Origin of the sequence: Arsenicicoccus bolidensis DSM 15745 (assembly GCF_000426385.1) — a bacterium.
In the GTDB taxonomy this organism is placed as follows: domain Bacteria; phylum Actinomycetota; class Actinomycetes; order Actinomycetales; family Dermatophilaceae; genus Arsenicicoccus; species Arsenicicoccus bolidensis.
The window spans coordinates 20,874-37,228 of sequence record NZ_AUFG01000005.1 but is presented as its reverse complement, the minus strand read 5'-3'; the positions used below and the strand labels follow the sequence as shown (position 1 = coordinate 37,228).

At 75.0% G+C, this 16,355-nt stretch carries 11 protein-coding genes; 6 read left to right on the top strand and 5 right to left on the bottom strand.

Annotated elements, in window-relative coordinates:
• Window positions 1-50 precede the first annotated feature (50 nt).
• A complete protein-coding gene (locus K313_RS0104205) occupies window positions 51-959 on the top strand; it encodes a UbiA family prenyltransferase (protein ID WP_084412457.1) in 909 nt (302 codons plus the stop codon).
• Window positions 956-1,351: a (R)-mandelonitrile lyase gene (locus K313_RS0104200; RefSeq protein WP_029210561.1), complete on the top strand. Its 396-nt coding sequence runs from the start codon at window positions 956-958 to the stop codon at window positions 1,349-1,351. The genes K313_RS0104205 and K313_RS0104200 overlap by 4 nt, the downstream gene beginning before the upstream one ends.
• 70 nt (window positions 1,352-1,421) lie before the next feature.
• Here K313_RS0104200 and K313_RS0104195 read toward each other — a convergent pair whose 3' ends face one another.
• Genes K313_RS0104195 through K313_RS0104180 form a run of 4 tightly spaced genes read right to left on the bottom strand, consistent with a single transcriptional unit; the run spans window position 1,422 to window position 9,178 of the window.
• Window positions 1,422-2,126: an ABC transporter ATP-binding protein gene (locus K313_RS0104195; RefSeq protein WP_029210560.1), complete on the bottom strand. Its 705-nt coding sequence runs from the start codon at window positions 2,124-2,126 to the stop codon at window positions 1,422-1,424.
• Window positions 2,119-3,126, bottom strand: coding sequence for an ABC transporter ATP-binding protein (locus tag K313_RS0104190; protein ID WP_029210559.1), 1,008 nt, complete (start codon window positions 3,124-3,126; stop codon window positions 2,119-2,121). Before K313_RS0104190 ends, K313_RS0104195 begins: the two co-directional genes overlap by 8 nt.
• Window positions 3,126-6,005 carry an FtsX-like permease family protein gene (locus K313_RS0104185; protein ID WP_029210558.1) on the bottom strand — a complete coding sequence of 960 codons (2,880 nt, stop codon included), beginning with the start codon at window positions 6,003-6,005 and terminating at the stop codon, window positions 3,126-3,128. Before K313_RS0104185 ends, K313_RS0104190 begins: the two co-directional genes overlap by 1 nt.
• Before the next feature lie 35 nt (window positions 6,006-6,040).
• Window positions 6,041-9,178, bottom strand: coding sequence for a hypothetical protein (locus K313_RS0104180; protein ID WP_156911133.1), 3,138 nt, complete (start codon window positions 9,176-9,178; stop codon window positions 6,041-6,043).
• Here K313_RS0104180 and K313_RS0104175 point away from each other — a divergent pair.
• The 4 genes from K313_RS0104175 (at window position 9,177) to K313_RS0104160 (ending at window position 15,819) form a co-directional block, all read left to right on the top strand.
• Entirely contained in the window at window positions 9,177-9,350 is a 174-nt protein-coding gene (locus tag K313_RS0104175) for a hypothetical protein (protein ID WP_156911132.1), read from the top strand. The genes K313_RS0104180 and K313_RS0104175 overlap by 2 nt on opposite strands.
• Window positions 9,351-9,428: 78 nt before the next feature.
• Complete coding sequence (locus K313_RS0104170; protein WP_029210556.1) at window positions 9,429-12,089, top strand: carboxylate--amine ligase/circularly permuted type 2 ATP-grasp protein; 2,661 nt, start codon at window positions 9,429-9,431, stop codon at window positions 12,087-12,089.
• Window positions 12,089-13,873, top strand: a complete 1,785-nt coding sequence (locus tag K313_RS0104165; protein ID WP_029210555.1) for an N-acetylglutaminylglutamine amidotransferase — start codon at window positions 12,089-12,091, stop codon at window positions 13,871-13,873. Before K313_RS0104170 ends, K313_RS0104165 begins: the two co-directional genes overlap by 1 nt.
• Window positions 13,855-15,819 carry an alpha/beta hydrolase family protein gene (locus K313_RS0104160; protein ID WP_205621810.1) on the top strand — a complete coding sequence of 655 codons (1,965 nt, stop codon included), beginning with the start codon at window positions 13,855-13,857 and terminating at the stop codon, window positions 15,817-15,819. The genes K313_RS0104165 and K313_RS0104160 overlap by 19 nt, the downstream gene beginning before the upstream one ends.
• Here the strand turns inward: K313_RS0104160 and K313_RS24400 are convergent.
• Complete coding sequence (locus K313_RS24400; RefSeq protein ID WP_240483933.1) at window positions 15,749-16,312, bottom strand: fatty acid desaturase family protein; 564 nt, start codon at window positions 16,310-16,312, stop codon at window positions 15,749-15,751. The two genes, K313_RS0104160 and K313_RS24400, sit on opposite strands and share 71 nt — an antisense overlap.
• Window positions 16,313-16,355: the final 43 nt, after the last annotated feature.

Below are 16,355 nucleotides of genomic sequence, written 5' to 3'. Positions count from 1 at the left end.
CTGGGGAGCGCAGGCCTCCGCCCGAGGCCGCCCGGGCCTAGCGTGGGCTCATGCCCGCTCCCCTGCTGTCCTTGCTGGCGACCACCTGCCATCCGGGCCCGACCGCGGTCGTCACCGGCCTCACCACGGCCCTCGCGGTCGGCTGCGGTCTGCCCCGCCGACGGGTCCTGCTCGTGGGCGCGACCGTCCTGTCCGGGCAGCTGACCATCGGTTGGAGCAATGACCTGCTCGACGCCGGGCGCGACCGGGTCGCGGGACGCGTCGACAAGCCGCTCGCCGCCGATCCGGGGGCGGCGAGGGTGGTCCGCCGGGCCCTCGGGGTGGCCGCTGGTGCCTGTCTGCTCCTGTCGAGCAGGTGCGGTGGTGCTGCCGGAGTCGTCCATGTGGTCCTCGTCGTCGGGTCGGGCTGGGCATACAACGCTGGTCTCAAGCGCTCGACCGCCTCGATCCTGCCGTATGCCGTGGCCTTCGGGGGGCTTCCGCACGTGCCGCATCTGACCAGAGGTGGTCCGCGCCAGGGCCCGGCGCCGTTGTGGCAGACGGTCGCCGGCGCGCTTCTCGGCTGCTCCGCCCACCTGCTGAACGTCCTGCCCGACCTCGACGACGACGCCGCCACCGGGGTGCGCGGCTACCCGCACCGGTGGTCCCCGGCGTCGCTGCGGGCCCAGGCCGTGGCTGGGCTGGCCGGCGCCCAGCTCGCCGTGCTGGCCGGGGCGCGCCCACCCGCCCGATCCGCACGCGTCGCGGTGGGGCTCGGGGCTGCGCTCGCGGCCGGCGTCCTCGGCGGTCGTGGCAAGGCACCGTTCTGGTGCGCGGCCGGGATGGCCGTCTGCGACGTGGCGCTGTGGGCGGTGGCGGGGCGAGGATGGGCCGGAGGCACCCCACCGTCGTCGGCGCCACCACCATCGACAGCTCCAGCAGCTGCGCCACCACCAGCAGGACGAGGAGAGATCGCATGAGGTTCACGCAGAGCGGCGGGCAGTCCGCCCCCGGGCCGCAGGACTGGTTCACCGGCGCGGTCTACATCGACGGGATCCGCAACCCGGACGAGCAGTCCGCGGTGGGCTGCGCGCACGTGCGGTTCACGCCGGGTGCCCGCACCGCGTGGCACACCCACCCCAAGGGCCAGACGCTCTACGTCACCGACGGCATCGGGTATGTCGCGAGCCGTGGCGGCGAGGTGCGCGAGATCCGCCCGGGGGACGTCGTCTACATCGAGCCGGGCGAGGAGCACTGGCACGGCGCGACGCCGGACCGCTTCATGGCGCACGTCGCGATCCAGGAGGCGGACGACCAGGGCGAGGTCGTGACCTGGCTGGACCACGTCACCGACGAGGAGTACGGCGCCTGACCGGCCGACCGGCCGGCTCTCTCACACTTGCTCACCTGCTCACCTGCTCACCCGCTCACCCGCTGGCACGTCAGGCGGGCAGCGGCTCGATCGCGTGCAGCCGCCCGTCGACGAGCTCGAGCACCCGGTCGGCATAGGCCACGATCATCGGGTCGTGCGTGGTGACCACCGCGGTCATGCCCCGCTCGCGCACCAGCTGCACGATGAGGGTCATCACCTCGCGCGCCGTCTCGGAGTCGAGCTGCCCCGTGGGCTCGTCGGCGAGGAGCACGGCCGGCTCACCGACGAGGGCCCGGGCGAGGGACACGCGCTGCTGCTGCCCGCCGGAGAGCTGGCGCGGCGTCTGTCGCGCGTGCGGTCCGAGGCCGACCCGCTCGAGCACCTGGGCCACGCGGCGGTCCCGCTCCCCCGGGTCGGTCCGGGTCAGCCGCAGCGGCACGGAGACGTTCTCGGCGGCGGTGAGCTCGGGCACGAGCCCGAACGACTGGAACACGTAGGCCACGTGCTCGCGGCGCAGCCTGAGCCGGCCCGCCTCGTCCAGGGCGCGCACGTCCACGCCGTCGACGCGGACCTCGCCCTCGTCGGCGTCGTCCAGGCCGCCGGCGACGTGGAGCATCGTGGTCTTGCCCGAGCCGGACCGTCCGCGGACGGCCAGCAGCTCGCCGCGCGGCACGGCCAGGTCGATCCCCTGCAGGGCGTGCACCGCGCCCGCCCCCGTGCCGAAGCTCTTGGCCACGGCGCGCAGCTCGATCATCAGGTCGGTCGTCTCAGTCATGGCGCCGGTGCCTCCCTGGCTCGCCCTCGGTGTCTTCGGTGTACCCGGTGTACCCGGTGTCCTCGGTGAGAGCGGCTCGCTCACGTCGTGTCCGGGGCGTGGCCCCGTCGTGACCCGGCCAGACGCCGATGTGGTCGCTCTCGAGGTCGAGCCGCACGCGGTCCCGCAGCTCGAGCGCGTGGGTGAACTCCCGCGGCAGCTGCAGGCGTCCGGCCCGGTCGAGCACGGCATACTCCTCGCTGACCAGGGCCGAGCGCCCCTCGGCGTCGACCTCGGTGCGCCGCAGCACCTCCGAGCTGGTGCGTCCGTCGCGGATGCCGACGGTGCGCTGGACCTGCCCCGACACCGCCTGGTCGTGGGTGACCACGACGACCGTCACGCCGAGCTCGGCGTTGGCGGTGCGGATGGCGGCGAACACGTCGTCGGCCGTGCGGGTGTCGAGCTCACCGGTGGGCTCGTCGGCGAGCAGGACCTGCGGGTGGTTGGCCAGGGCCACGGCCAGCCCGACCCGCTGCTGCTGCCCGCCGGACAGCTCGGCGGGCGGGCGGTCGGCGCACTCCGCGAGCCCGAGCAGGCCCAGCAGGTCACTCACCCGGCCCCCGACCTCCTCCCGAGGACGACCCGCCAGGCGCATCGGGACGGCGACGTTCTCGGCGGCCGTGAGATAGGGCAGCAGGTTGTCGCTCGCCTGCTGGTAGAGGAACCCGACCGTCTCGCGGCGGAAGCGCAGCCGCTCGCGACGCCGCATGGCGACGAGGTCGTGCCCCGCGACCCTCGCGGCCCCGGCGGTGGGCCGGTCCAGCCCCGAGAGCACGCGCAGCAGGGTCGACTTGCCGCTGCCGGACGCACCGACGACGGCGACGAGCTCACCGGCGGCGACGGACAGGTCGAGCCCCTGCAGCGCCACCACCTCGACACCTTCGGACGTGAAGATGCGCACGACGTTGTCGCACTCGACGAGCGGTCTGCCCCGCTCCGCCTCGGTCTGGGTCGTCGTCATCACTGGTCTCCTGCCCTGAGGTGGCGCGTGAGGCTGAGTCTGGTGGCGGATCGCAGGTCGAGCGCCACGACGGCGCTGACCAGCACGGACAGGCCGATCGCGATGGCGGCGACAGTTGGCCAGGACGGGACGAGCCTCGGATAGGCATCCCCGCCCGCGAAGGGTGCCAGGTCGACCAGCCGAGGGAGCAGCCAAGGCAGGCCGAGCCCGGTGGCCAGGCCCGTGACCACGGCGGCCAGGGCGGGCGGCAGCACCTGGACGAGCACGACCGTATGCCGGTCGCGCGCGGGCATGCCGAGCACCCGGGCCCGCGCGAGGAGCTGTCGACGCGCCGCTGCCGTCGCGGCGGTGAGGGCATAGGCCGCGAGCGCGGCCAGGAGTGCCGCCGCGAGCGACGTGAGCAGGACGACGAGCAGCACGTGGCGCGAGAGCGGCTGGTCGGCGGCGCGGGCGGCCACCGTCGTGCGGTCGACGGCCTGCTCGACCAGCGGGCTCAGCGTCCGTGCCTCGGCCACGAGCGAGGCGGACGCGACGGGGGTGGCGCGCACGAGAAGGGTGGTCGTGGGGACCGGTGATCCCGTCAGGCGTTCGACCTGGTCGCGCGGCGCCAGGGCGATCAGCTGCGTCGTGGTGTCCTGCAGGCTCTCGTCGACCACCACCGTGCGGACGGGGGCCGAGCGCCGGTTGATCTCGACCCGCAGCCCGGGCTGGTGCAGGACCGGCCGGTCACGCCCCACCACGAGGGTGACCCCGTCGCCCAGCGGGGAGGTCGAGGTGGAGGTCGCCGTGGAGGTCGCAGTAAACGTCGACGTGGGGGTCGCCGTGGACGTCGACGCCTCGTGCACGGCGATCGGCGTACCGGCTCGCACGGAGGCGACCTCCTGGACGGAGCCGACGCGGACCGCCACCTGCGCCCGTGCGTCTGCGCCGGTGCTGTCCGAGAGCAGCTGTCCGCTGGTCTCCCCCAGGGCGGCCACGGCCTGCACCCCCGGCTTGCGCCGGACGGCGTCGACGACGGATGCGTCGAGGCGCGACCCGGTCACCTGCGCGTCGGCTCCCACCTCGCGCCAGGTCTGCAGCTCGCGGGCCTGGACCAGGGTGTGGCCGAGCGTGGAGGTCAGGACGGCGAGTGCCGCCGCCACCGTGAGGGCCACGAGGGGAAGTCGCGAGGCGCCACCCGCGCGGGCCGCCTGCGTCAGCCCCAGCCAGCTGCGTCCGCCCGGGCGACGGTCGACGATGCGGGCGGCGACGCTGGACGCGGCGCGCACCAGGGCCAGGAGCAGCAGGCCCACCACCACCGCCACGAGCGCGGGCACGGCTTGGACGAGGGGGTCGGGGGTGATGTCGCCCGTGCTCAGCTGCGCAGCGCGGCCAGCGGTGATGAGGTCGTCGCGAGGTGTGGTCGGCTCGGCCGGCCGTTGGCGCACGGTGATCACGGCCAGCACGGCCAGCGCCACGAGTGCCAGCACTGGCGCCAGCCTGGAGGCGGCCCCGACCCGCGCGAGCCGCCCGCCCCGCTGCCCGCGGCCACGATCCCGCGCCCCGAGGACCGTGGCACCGACGTGCGCGAGGACGGCTGCTGCGGCCAGCCCCAGGGCCCACCAGGGAGGCAGGACGGACTGGGTGGTGAGCGCGGCGACGCCCCATCCCAGCGCCGCGCCGAGGACGACCGGCATGCTCACGTCCAGGGCCGCCAGGAGGCCGAGCCGGCTCATCGAGGCCCCACGTGATCGGAGCAGGTCGTCGTCCCGCCGCCGTCGCTCGGTGCGCAGGCGGGCGAGGAGCACGGCGAGCGCCGCCGCCAGCACCAGCAGACCGGTTGTGACGGTGCCGTCGACGAGCCGCGTGGCGCGCACCCCGTCCCGCCACGACGACAACGTGCCGGAGAGGGTCGAGCGGACCGACACCGCCCCGTCCGTGACCTCGCTCGGCGCCGAGGCCACCCGGGCGAGCCCGCTCGTGAGTGCCGGGAGGTCGGCCGGTCGGACGCGTCGGTCGTCGACGCGCCAGGTCCAGGAGTAGTTCACGGTGTTGCTGAGCGCGGAGATGGCGACGACCTGCTGGTGAACGTCCGGCGAGAGGACGAGCCCGACCGCAGGTTGGACGCCACCGTTGGCGCCGCCCTCCTCGATCAGGCTGATCCCGGCGAGCTGAGGCATCCACTGCCAGAGGTCGTCGCGGGGGTCGGTGGGCTCGTAGATGCCTGAGACCAGCAGGTGCAGCCGGGTCGCCGTCCCCGAGGCGGCTGGCATGGTCCACCGCTCGCCGACCTTGGTGCCCCACGAGTCGGCGGCGACCGTGGACAGTCCCACCTCGAGGGTGGGGATGGTCTCCGGGGGCAGCGTCGCCGGGTCCGGCAGCCCCGGTCCGGCCGTCTGCACGCTGAGGTCCTCGGTCGCCGGCGCGGGCGGCAGCACGTGGCGCTCGGCCGAGGGGCGCGGTGCCCGTCCGGCGGTCCAGCGCACCCGGGACTCGAAGGCCGGCGTCAGCACGAGCTGCCCGCTGCGAACGACGCCCTGGGGGGTGGGCGCGAGCGGTTGCGCGTCGTTGGTCGCGGCCATCGGCCGGACAGGGCCGTAGAGCTGAGAGGTCTCCGGGCCCCACAGCCGTTGCACGGACGTCGCGACACGGGCGAACGGCGCGGCTGGATCACCGCCCGGGAACCCTGCGCCGATGCCGGTGGGCAGGGTGACCAGGACCGAGCGGCCCATCACCGGAGCCCGGCGCAGGCTCTCGCCGAGCCAGTCGCGCGAGGCGCGGTCGGTCAACGCCGGCAGCATGGTCACCAGGGCCGTCGTGACGGCGACGACCAGGGCCGTGAGGAGCGTCAGCCCGCGCGTCGTGCGGGCTGACGCAAGCACCAGGCGAGACCAGGTCATCACGTCTCCCCCTCTGCCCCGCAGGCTTGGCCGCCTCATGCCGTGTCCCCCTCGCGCAGCAGGCTCGACCAGCTGCGCGCCGGCGGCCGCAGCGCGAGCAGCCCGGTCAGCCACAGCGCGGCCGCCAGCGCACCGGCCGCTGCGACGACCTGGCCCCAGGGCACGACGGGAGTGGTGCCGGCCCCCTCGACGGACCAGGCGGGGATGACGACGACGGCGGCGAGCAGCCCGACCGCGGTGCCCGTCAGGACCGCGACGAGCACCTGGGCGAGCTCGCTCCCCCACACGGATCGGCGCAGCAGCGCGGCAGGCACCCCGAGCGCGTGGAGGACCGCCCGGTCGCGCTGGCGGGCCCGGGCCGCCGCCGCCGTCCCCGCGAGACCCGCGACGACCGCGAGCGCTGCGCTGGCCGTCAGCAGCAGGGCGAGCACACCCCGCAGGGCAGCGGGGGCTACGTCGGAGCGGAGTCGGGCGAGCGTCTCGGCCTGCGTGGCGACGGTGAGGACCCCGCCCTGCCCGGCCTGCGGCGCGGATGCCGGGTCGGGGACGCGCGTCCCCCACACCTGCCCGGGCTCGAGGGGTGGGAGCAGGAGGTCGGCCCCGGAGCTCCCCCTGGCACCCGTGGTCTGCAGCGTCCGCAGGTCCACCAGAGCAGCGCGCTGCGCATCGCCTTGGCCAGGGACCCGGTCGACCACCCGAGTCACGCGCAACCGGACCGTGCGACCGGCGACCGGCAGCTCGACGGTCTGCCCCGGCCGGGCCTCGAGGGCCTCTGCGAGTCCGCGCGAGAGGACGGCGGGGACCGGGTCGACGCGCGGCTTCGCCACCACCGCCTCGGCGCTCAGGCCTCGGCTGCCCTCGGTCGTGGTGGTCAGCGGGACCGGAGCGGGCAGCAGGGAGGTGCGCGACCCGTCCGGCCGGCGGACGGTGAGGGAACGGAGGGTCATGTCGGCAGGGGGATAGAGCATGGTGGCGGAGACGAGCTCGAGCGGCTCGGGGACAGCGCGCCCCACACCGGTGCCGAGGGTGCCGCGATAGCTGACCTGGGTGCTCGGCGTCCCGGCAGTGAGCGCGAGGGCGTGGCGGTAGCCCTCGCCGTCGTCGAGCAACAGCTGCAGCTCGGGCAGGCCGGACCTGTCCTCGAGCGACTCCAGGGTGCCGACGACCGTGGCCTCGAGGGTGAGCGCGCCCGCGGGAGAGGGCGCGCCCGCGGACAAGGGCGCGGTGGGCTGGACCGACGGTGCCGCCGACGTGGTGGCCGATGGTGCAGACGTGGTCGTGGCCGAGGATGTCGACGGGATCGCAGGAACGGGGGGCGGGGCAGGGGCGGCTCGCAGGCCGTGGAGGGTCGACTGCCAGGTGTCGTGCTGGGCGCGCGCGCCGGCGGGGTCGGGCACCAAGGTGGGGTCGGCGATCACGGCGTCGCTCAGGTCGACGCCGAGCAGCGTCGCCTCGGCACCGCCGACTCCCGTGACCTGCTCGGACCACACCGAGGTCGTCGTCCCGCCCAGGCCGCGGGCGACCTCGGCCGCGTGGCCCGCGTCGGGCGCCAACGTGACCACGACGGGCGCCGGGACCTCTCGCACCGCCCGGTCCTGGATCAGCTGGTCGTTGCTGGCCAGCTGGGTGACGGTGAGGGCTGCCACCGCGGCCGTCACCACGGCGAGAAGGCGGGTGCCGAGGCTCTCGGGCGAGGGATGACGGGTGCCCCACGCGGCCCAGGCGGCAGCCAGGCCACGAGATCGCCCGGCCGCGCGCGCGACGAGTCGGCCGAGCACGGGGGCGAGGCGCATCGCCACGAGCGCGAGCCCGAGGACCACCAGCGCGGGCGCGACCACGGACAGCGCATCGGCGCGCTGCTCGTCCCCGGCTCCCCGCAGGCGCCACCAGGCCAGGGCCGCCAGCAGCAGCAGGACGGCGTCGATCATGCGTGAGGTGCGACCGTGACCCCCGACCGAGCCGGCCAGCGCCGTCAGGGTGACGACCAGCATCGCCGCGATCGTGGCCCCGAGGGCGACGACCCAGGTCATGACGGTGGGCTCGACCCGGTCGGCCCCCGGCAGGACGCGCGCCAGCACAGGGGCCAGCAGCGCGGCCAGGACACCGGCGGGCAGCACGGCGGCGGCCGCCAGCCCGGCCAGCACCCCGACCTGCCCGGGCGACGCGCCACGAGTGCGCAGGAGCCGGTCGCCCCGCTCGTTGACCGCCCCGAGCAGCAGGCCCGTCAGCCCCAGCCCCACCAGGGCGACGAGCACGAGCAGGGCCGTCGGTCCGGCGATGGCGGCACGCGTGCGGACACCGTCGGCGACGGCCCGCTCGAGGGTCGCCGGCAGTCCGGTCCGCACCGCGAAACCGTCGAGCAGGGGCGCCTGCTCGAGCGCGGCCACGGCGTGACGCACGGGCGGCTCCAGCCCCGACGCGTCCGCAGGAGGCACGATCCGCCAGGTGGCCGTCGCTCCTGCGCCGAGCGCGGGCACCGTGTCGCCCGAGACCAGCAGCGGCCCCACGGTGCGGAAGTCGCCCTCGCTGATCCCCGCCCCACGGCGCGCGTCGTCGGCCCACCCTGGGGTGTCGGTGGCTCGAGTCCGGTAGGTGCCGCTGATCCGCAGGCGGGGTGGGTCCGCCTGCGTGGCCACCAGCCGGCTGAGGGCGAGGGTCTGCCCCACGCGCCACCCCAGACGCTCGGCCGCAACCTGCGGGACCGCGACGTCGCCGTCCGAGGTGGGCCAGGCCCCGCTCACCAGCGTGCTGCTCGCGACGGCGCCCGGGGCGTGCCCCAGCTCCACCCGCAGGTTGGCGGCGGCGCCCGCCACGGCGTAGCCGGACGAGGTGACCCACCGGGACACCTGGGCGCCCGGGATGCGTGAGGCGGCGGACCGCACCACGGCGTCGGTCTCGGCCAGCCCTCGGGACACGGTGCCGCTCACGACGACCGAGCGGTCGTCCAGCGGCGCCTGCCGCAGGGCCGAGGTGCGCGCGGCCCGGTCCGCGGAGTCCGCGTGGACCTGCGCCGTCGCGGCGGCCAGGCACGCGACGAAGGTGCACAGCGCGACGGCGAGCACGGCGGCAGGGCGATGGCGGACACGGCGCAGCGCAAGCCCCACCAGCACCCCGAGCGACCGCATGACGTCCTCCCCGAACCCGACGCACCGTCGCGTCGGTCCCTGCATCATGCCAGCCCCTGCCGACACACCCTCGCGCCCGCCGTGTGGCCCGGCCCTGGTCTTCAGCGCCGCCGACGGGTCGCTGCGCTGCCTGGTCCTGGAGGTGCGCGACGGACTCGTCCGCACCGTCCAGCTCCACGGCAACCCGGCCAAGCTCGGTGCCCTCGACCGGCCGGCCTGAGCGGGCACGGCGCACGAGGGACGCAGGCCGACACGATTTCGCAACGCGCCCGCAACATGCGCGTGGAAGCCTCACGCCATGGACAGCGCACGATCCAGCGGGCAGGCCCAGACCCGGCACTCCCCCCAGGCGACGCAGACGTCGCAGCCGCGGACCCGGCCGATCCGCAGGCTCGGGGTCGAGGAGGAGTTCCATGTCGTGGACCTGACCACGCGCCGGCTCGCCGCCAAGGCCCCCGAGCTGCTCGAGGCGCTGGCCGACCGCACGGAGTACGTCGCCGAGCTCCAGCAGTGCGTCGTCGAGGTCAACTCGGCCGTCGTCACCGATCTGGACGAGCTGCGCGACGAGCTGCTCCGCTGCCGGGAGGGCCTGGTGCAGGCGGCGACGCCGCTGGGGCTCGGGATCGTGGGGGCCGGCTCCCTGCCGCTGTCGGCGCCCGACGAGATCGACGTCACCGAGACCCCGCGCTACCGGCGCATGCTGGCGGACTACCAGCTCCTCACGCGCGAGCAGCTGATCTGCGGCTCGCAGGTGCACGTCGACGTGGCCGACCTCGACGAGGCCTGCCTGGTCGCCGAGCACGTAGCCCCCGACCTGCCCCCGCTGCTGGCGCTGTCCGCGTCCTCCCCCTACTGGTCGGACGGGGATGACACGGGCTACGCCAGCGTGCGGAGCCTGGTATGGAGCCGCTGGCCCACGACGGGCCTGTCGAGCGGGGCCCGCTCCGCCGCCGAGTTCGACCGGCTGGTGGCCAACCTCGTCGACACGGGCGTGATCAGCGACCCGGGGATGATCTACTTCGACGTCCGGCCGGCCGCGCGCATCAGCACGATCGAGCTGCGGATCTGCGACAGCTGCCCCTCCACCGACACCATCGTGCTGGTCGCCGGCCTGTTCCGGGCCATGGTGGACCGGGCCGTCGAGACAATCGCCGCGGGCGTCCCCCCGCTCGACCTGGCCCCCGTCGTCGGCCGCGCCGCGTCCTGGCGGGCGGCGCGCTCGGGGCTCGAGGGCGACCTCGTCGACCTGCGCTCGGGCCGCACCGCCCCGGCCCCCGAGATCATCCGAGACCTCGTCGCCTCGCTGGAGCCGTGGCTGCGCGCCAACGGCGACTGGGAGCTCGTCGACGGGCTGACCACCGCCGCCCTGCTGCGCGGCAGCTCCGCCGCCCGCCAGCGCCGGGCACGCCGCCGCCGGGGCCGGCTCACGGACGTCGTCGACCAGCTCATCGCCGAGACCGCCCGTGGCGTCGCGGCCCCGGTCGACGGCACCGAGGACCTGCTCGAGTCCTACCGGCCCCGCGAGGGGGCGGCCCCCGCGGCCTACGACGAGGCCGTCGACGAGTCCGGTGCACCGCGCCCGCCGTATGCCGACGTGGTCGCCGCCTTCCAGCGGCTGGGGACCCGGGGGCTGCGCCAGCGCGACTACGCGATCGTCGACCTGCAGCGGGCCGACGGCCTGACCTTCCGCCTGCGCGACCAGCCGCAGCCCCAGGTCTTCCCCGTCGACCTGATCCCCCGGATCGTGTCCGCGTCCGACTGGGAGCACATCAGCGCCGGCGGCGAGCAGCGGGCCCGGGCGCTCGACGCCTTCCTGCGCGACTGCTACGGCGAGGGCGCGATCTTCGCCGACGGCGTGATGCCCCGCGAGCTGCTGGACCGGGCGCCGGGCTACCGCTCCAGCGGGCGCCTCGGCGGGCCGGGCGTCCGCAACCACGTCAGCGGCCTGGACCTGGTCAGCGACGGACCCGGACGCTGGCGGGTGCTCGAGGACAACCTGCGCGTGCCGTCCGGGGTCGGCTACGCCATCGCTGCGCGCGCCCTGATGCGCCGGTTCGTGCCCGAGGTGTTCCCCCGCGGCATACGGCCCGTCCGTCCCGTCCCCGAGCTGCTGCGCGACACGCTGTCCGCCGCCGCGCAGGGGGGCGCCGCCGAGCCCGGCGAGATCGCCATCCTCTCCTCGGGCCCCACCGACTCCGCGTGGCCCGAGCACACCGGGCTGGCCGAGGCCATGGGCGTCGACGTGCTCACCCCGAGCCAGGTGTGGTTCGAGGACGGGCGCCTCATGCGGCAGCGGGCAGGACGACCGGCCCAGGTGCGCGTGGCCTACCTGCGGATGGACGAGGACCTGCTGCTGTCGGCGGGAGGACGCGACGGCCAGCCCCTGCGCGCCGGGGTCATCGAGGCGCTGCACCGGGGCACCCTGACGCTGGCCAACGCCCTCGGCAACGGGGTGGGCGACGACAAGGCCGTCTACACCTTCGTGCCGCACATGGTCCGCTACTACCTGGGCGAGGAGCCGATCCTGGACCAGGTCCCCTCCTGGCTGTGCGCCGACGCGGACTCCCGCGAGCACGTCCTGGACCACCTGGGCGAGCTCGTCACCAAGCCGATCGACGGGCACGGCGGGCTCGGGGTGCTCATCGGGCCGGACGCCACGTCCGCCCAGGTCGCCGAGCGACGGCGCGAGATCCTCGCCAACCCCGAGCGCTACATCGGGCAGGAGCTGGTCGACCTGTCCACGCACCCGACCTTCGACGGCAACGCCCTGCGGCCGCGGCACGTGGACCTGCGGGTGTTCGTGCACCTGCGACGGCGCAGCGGCACCCGCGAGACGGAGGCGATCACGATGCCGGCCGCGCTGAGCCGGTCCGGGGCCGAGGGCAGCAAGATCGTCAACTCCTCGGCGGGTGGCGGCAGCAAGGACACGTGGATCATGACGGACGGGGAGGAGCGCTGATGTGCGGCATCTGCGGTGAGGTCAGGTTCGGCGAGCGAGGGGCTCGGCCCGCGGACGTCGCGGCGGTCGAGACGATGACCGAGGCGATGGTCGCGCGCGGTCCCGACAACGGTGGGGTCTGGGCCCAGGGGCGGGTCGCCCTGGGGCACCGGCGCCTGTCGATCATCGACCTGTCGCCCCGCGGCTCCCAGCCGATGGTCGACGCCGAGCTCGGCCTGTCGATGGTGTTCAACGGCTGCATCTACAACTACCAGGAGCTGCGCGCCGAGCTCGAGGGTCACGGCTACCGCTTCTTCTCGCGCGCCGACAGCGAGGTGATCATCAAGGCGTACCACCGCTGGGGGCCGGACTGCGTGGAGCACCTGACCGGCATGTTCGCCTTCGCGATCACCGACGTCGACACCGGCGTGCTCACCCTGGCCCGGGACCGGCTCGGGATCAAGCCGCTCTACCTCTCGCGCCGCGGCGACCGGCTGCGCTTCGCCTCGTCGCTGCGCGCGATCGTCGACGCCGGCGACGTGGACGTGTCGCTGGACCGGGTCGCGCTGCACCACTACCTGTCCTTCCACTCCGTCGTGCCCGCGCCCCGCACGATGTTCGCCGGCATCCAGAAGCTCCCGCCGGCCACCGTCCGGACCTACCAGCCCGACGGCCGCTACACGGACCGCGTCTACTGGGAGCCGTCGTTCACCCGCCGCGAGGACCGCGCCGACTGGGACGCCCGCGACTGGGGCGACGCGCTGCTGGACTCCCTGCGCACCGCCGTCGAGCGACGCATGGTCGCCGACGTGCCCGTGGGGGTGCTGCTGTCCGGCGGCTTCGACTCCAGCCTGGTCGTGGCGCTGCTCGCCGAGCAGGGGCAGCAGGACCTGCAGACCTTCAGCATCGGCTTCGACTCGGCCGGGGGCGAGTCCGGCGACGAGTACTCCTACTCCGACCTGATCGCCGCCCGCTACGGCACCGACCACCACAAGATCCACGTCGACACCAGCCGCCTGCTGCCGGCCGTCCCCGGCACCCTCGCGGCGATGAGCGAGCCGATGGTCAGCCACGACTGCATCGCGTTCTACCTGCTCTCCCAAGAGGTCTCGCGGCACGTCAAGGTCGTGCAGTCGGGCCAGGGCGCGGACGAGGTGCTCGGTGGCTACGACTGGTATCCCCCGCTCCTGGACGTCCCCCGCGACCGGACGACCGAGGCCTACCGCCGGGTCTTCTTCGACCGCAGCCACGACGCCGTGGGTGCCCTGCTGCACCCGGACTACCGCCTCGACCACGACCCGAGCTGGGCCTTCGCCGCCGCCCACCAGGCCGCTCCCGGCGCGGGCACCTCCGTCGACGCCGCCCTGCGCCTGGACACGCAGGTGATGCTGGTCGACGACCCGGTCAAGCGGGTGGACACGATGACGATGGCCTGGGGCCTCGAGGGCCGGGTGCCGTTCCTCGACCACGACTTCGTCGAGCTGGCCGGCTCCTGCCCGCCCGAGCTCAAGCTCGCCGGGGGCGGCAAGGGGGTCCTCAAGGACGCCGCCCGGTCGATCCTGCCGGTCGAGGTCATCGACCGCACCAAGGGCTACTTCCCCGTCCCCGGCATCCGCCACCTCGAGGGCGAGGTGCTCGAGCTGGTCCGCGACACCCTCGGCTCGTCGGCGGCGCTCGACCGCCACGTCTTCGACGCCGACGTGCTCGACCGGCTGCTCGCCGATCCCAACACGACCCGCACGACCCTCGGCTCCAACGAGCTTTGGCAGCTCGTGACCCTGGAGCTGTGGCTCCAGACCTTCTGACCGTGATGGAGCTCTCCGGCCGCCCTACCCACGGGGCGTCCGTCGCCCCCGACGGCCGTGCCCTGGCGCACGTCGTCGACGTCGACGGCTATCCCCGAGCGGTGCAGCGCTTCCTCGAGGGGGCGCGCGCGGGCACCTGGCGGCCCGTCCGGCTGCCGGTCGACGGACCGGTCACCCGGGTGCGGCACTCTCCCGACGGTCTGTGGCTGGCCTGCCAGGTCGCGCCGTATGGCGGGGACCGCTCCCAGGTGTGGGTCGTCACGACCGACCCCGGCGACCCGCAGGCGTGGCGCGCCGACGACGACCGCGACGGGTCGGCGGAGCTCGTCGGCTGGGACGGCACGCGGATCCAGGTCACGGCCGAGCTGGAGGACGGCTCCGGCGAGTCTCGGCTGGTCGACCCGCAGACGCTCGGCGTCGAGGTCGTCGACCGGCGTCCCGAGGGCCGGTTCGTCGACTCGTGGGGTGGCGCGTCGTTGGTGCGGGTGGGCGGTCGCGGCGACCGGTCGCTGCGCCTGCTGTGGGGCGGCGAGGACACCGCGCTGCTGCGCCCGGACCCCGGCTCGGTCACGGACGCCGCCGCGATCCTCGACGACCACCGCCCCCGGCGCCTGCCGTCACGATCGGGCTGGTCGGAGCGGCTGCCCCCGCACACCTCGTGCCCGTCGGAGAGCCGCGAGGGCTACCTGCGCGTCGTGGTCCGCACCGACGTCGGGGGCGACCGGCAGCGGCTGGCGCTGCTCACGGTGACCGGCCGCGGCGTCTCGGAGCGGGTCCTGATGGCTCGTCCGGACGCCGACGTCGAGGAGTTCTGCGTCAGCGAGGACGGCACCCGCGCCGCGGTCCTGTGGAACGTCGACGGCGGCCGCAGCGAGCTCGCCCTCGTCGAGCTGGTCGACGGCACCGTCCACGAGGCCATCCCCCTGCCCGGGTGGGTCGCGACCGAGCCGAGCCTCAGCGCCGACGGCTCGATCCTGGCCCTGACGGTCGAGAGCCCCGACCGGGACCGGTGCGTCGAGATCCTCGACCTGCGCACCCGCAGCTGGGTCTCGCAGGCGTGGGTCGACGTCGACGGCGCCACCCGCGACCCGCAGGCCGTCCTGCCGGAGCTGCTGCGCACCACGACGCGTGACGGCACAGAGGTGTCGTCCTGGTGGCACCCGGCGCAGGACCGCCCGGTCGACGGGGGCGGGCCGGTCGTCATACACCTGCACGGCGGGCCCGAGGGCCAGGAGCGCCCCGGCTGGTCGCACCTGTATCCCGTGCTCCTGCGGGCCGGCATCTCGGTCTGCGCGCCCAACGTCCGCGGGTCGGGAGGCTTCGGGCGGGCCTACTCCCACGCCGACGACGTCGGTCTGCGCTGGCGGGGCGTCGACGACGTCGAGGACGTCGTGGCGGACCTCGTCGCGCGGGGCCTCGCCGACCCGGACCGGGTGGCGTGCGTGGGCTGGTCGTATGGCGGCTACCTGACCCTCTCGTGCCTGGCGGCTCGACCCGGGCTCTTCGCAGCCGGGGCCAGCATCGCGGGGATGAGCGACCTCGGCACGTTCTACGCCACCACCGAGCCGTGGATCGCGCGGGCCGCCCTGCCGAAGTACGGCCACCCCGTCCACGACGCCGAGCTGCTGCGGACCATCTCGCCGCTGCGGCTGGCCGACCGGATCGACGCGCCCGTGCTGCTGGTGCACGGCGCCCACGACACCAACGTCCCGCCGAGCGAGTCGCAGCAGCTCGCCGAGGCGGTGCAGGCGGCCGGCGGGACCGCGCGCTGCGAGATCGTGCCCGACGAGGGCCACGAGATCGTCCAGCCCGCCCGGCGTCGCGCGGCGGCGGAGCTGGTCCGGGAATGGACGCTGGCGGCCTTCGCCGCGGCGGTCAGCCCTGCCGGTGCGCCGTCACGAACGGGCAGGCGAACGGGTCCCGGTCACCCAGCCCCACCCGGTTGAGGTGCCGCACGACGATGCCATAGGACTCGAGCAGCCCGGCCTCGGTGTAGGGGACGCCGTGCTCGGCGCAGTGGGCGCGGACGAACGGCTGCGCCCGGCGCAGGTTGCCGCTCGGCATGCTCGGGAACAGGTGGTGCTCGACCTGCAGGTTGAGGCCGCCCATGAGCCAGTCGACCGGCCGGCCGCCGCGGATGTTGCGCGAGGTCAGGACCTGGCGGGAGAGGAAGTCGATCCTCGTGTCCCGCGGGACCAGCGGCATCCCCTTGTGGTTGGGGGCGAAGGTCGCGCCCATGTAGACGCCGAAGACGGCGAGCTGCACGGCGAGGACGGCTGCACCCAGGCCCGGCCCGAGCAGGGTGAGGACCAGGCCCGGGAGCACGGCCAGCCGGATCGTCAGGAGCACGGCCTCGGTGCCGCGGTGGCTGAGCTCGCGGTCCTGGACGACGGTGCGGACCGCGTCGGCGTGCAGGCTGAGGCCCTCGAGGGTGAGCAGGGGAAAGAACAGCCACCCCTGGCGAGCGGTGAGCCAGCCGCTC

Bases quoted from the DNA above. Each gene is read 5' to 3' on its own strand.
- K313_RS0104190 (WP_029210559.1), bottom strand. From the start codon at position 3,126: ATGACGACGACCCAGACCGAGGCGGAGCGGGGCAGACCGCTCGTCGAG.
- K313_RS0104185 (WP_029210558.1), bottom strand. From the start codon at position 6,005: ATGACCTGGTCTCGCCTGGTGCTTGCGTCAGCCCGCACGACGCGCGGG.
- K313_RS0104195 (WP_029210560.1), bottom strand. From the start codon at position 2,126: ATGACTGAGACGACCGACCTGATGATCGAGCTGCGCGCCGTGGCCAAG.
- K313_RS0104175 (WP_156911132.1), top strand. From the start codon at position 9,177: ATGCCAGCCCCTGCCGACACACCCTCGCGCCCGCCGTGTGGCCCGGCC.
- K313_RS0104180 (WP_156911133.1), bottom strand. From the start codon at position 9,178: ATGATGCAGGGACCGACGCGACGGTGCGTCGGGTTCGGGGAGGACGTC.
- K313_RS0104205 (WP_084412457.1), top strand. From the start codon at position 51: ATGCCCGCTCCCCTGCTGTCCTTGCTGGCGACCACCTGCCATCCGGGC.
- K313_RS0104170 (WP_029210556.1), top strand. From the start codon at position 9,429: ATGGACAGCGCACGATCCAGCGGGCAGGCCCAGACCCGGCACTCCCCC.
- K313_RS0104165 (WP_029210555.1), top strand. From the start codon at position 12,089: ATGTGCGGCATCTGCGGTGAGGTCAGGTTCGGCGAGCGAGGGGCTCGG.
- K313_RS0104200 (WP_029210561.1), top strand. From the start codon at position 956: ATGAGGTTCACGCAGAGCGGCGGGCAGTCCGCCCCCGGGCCGCAGGAC.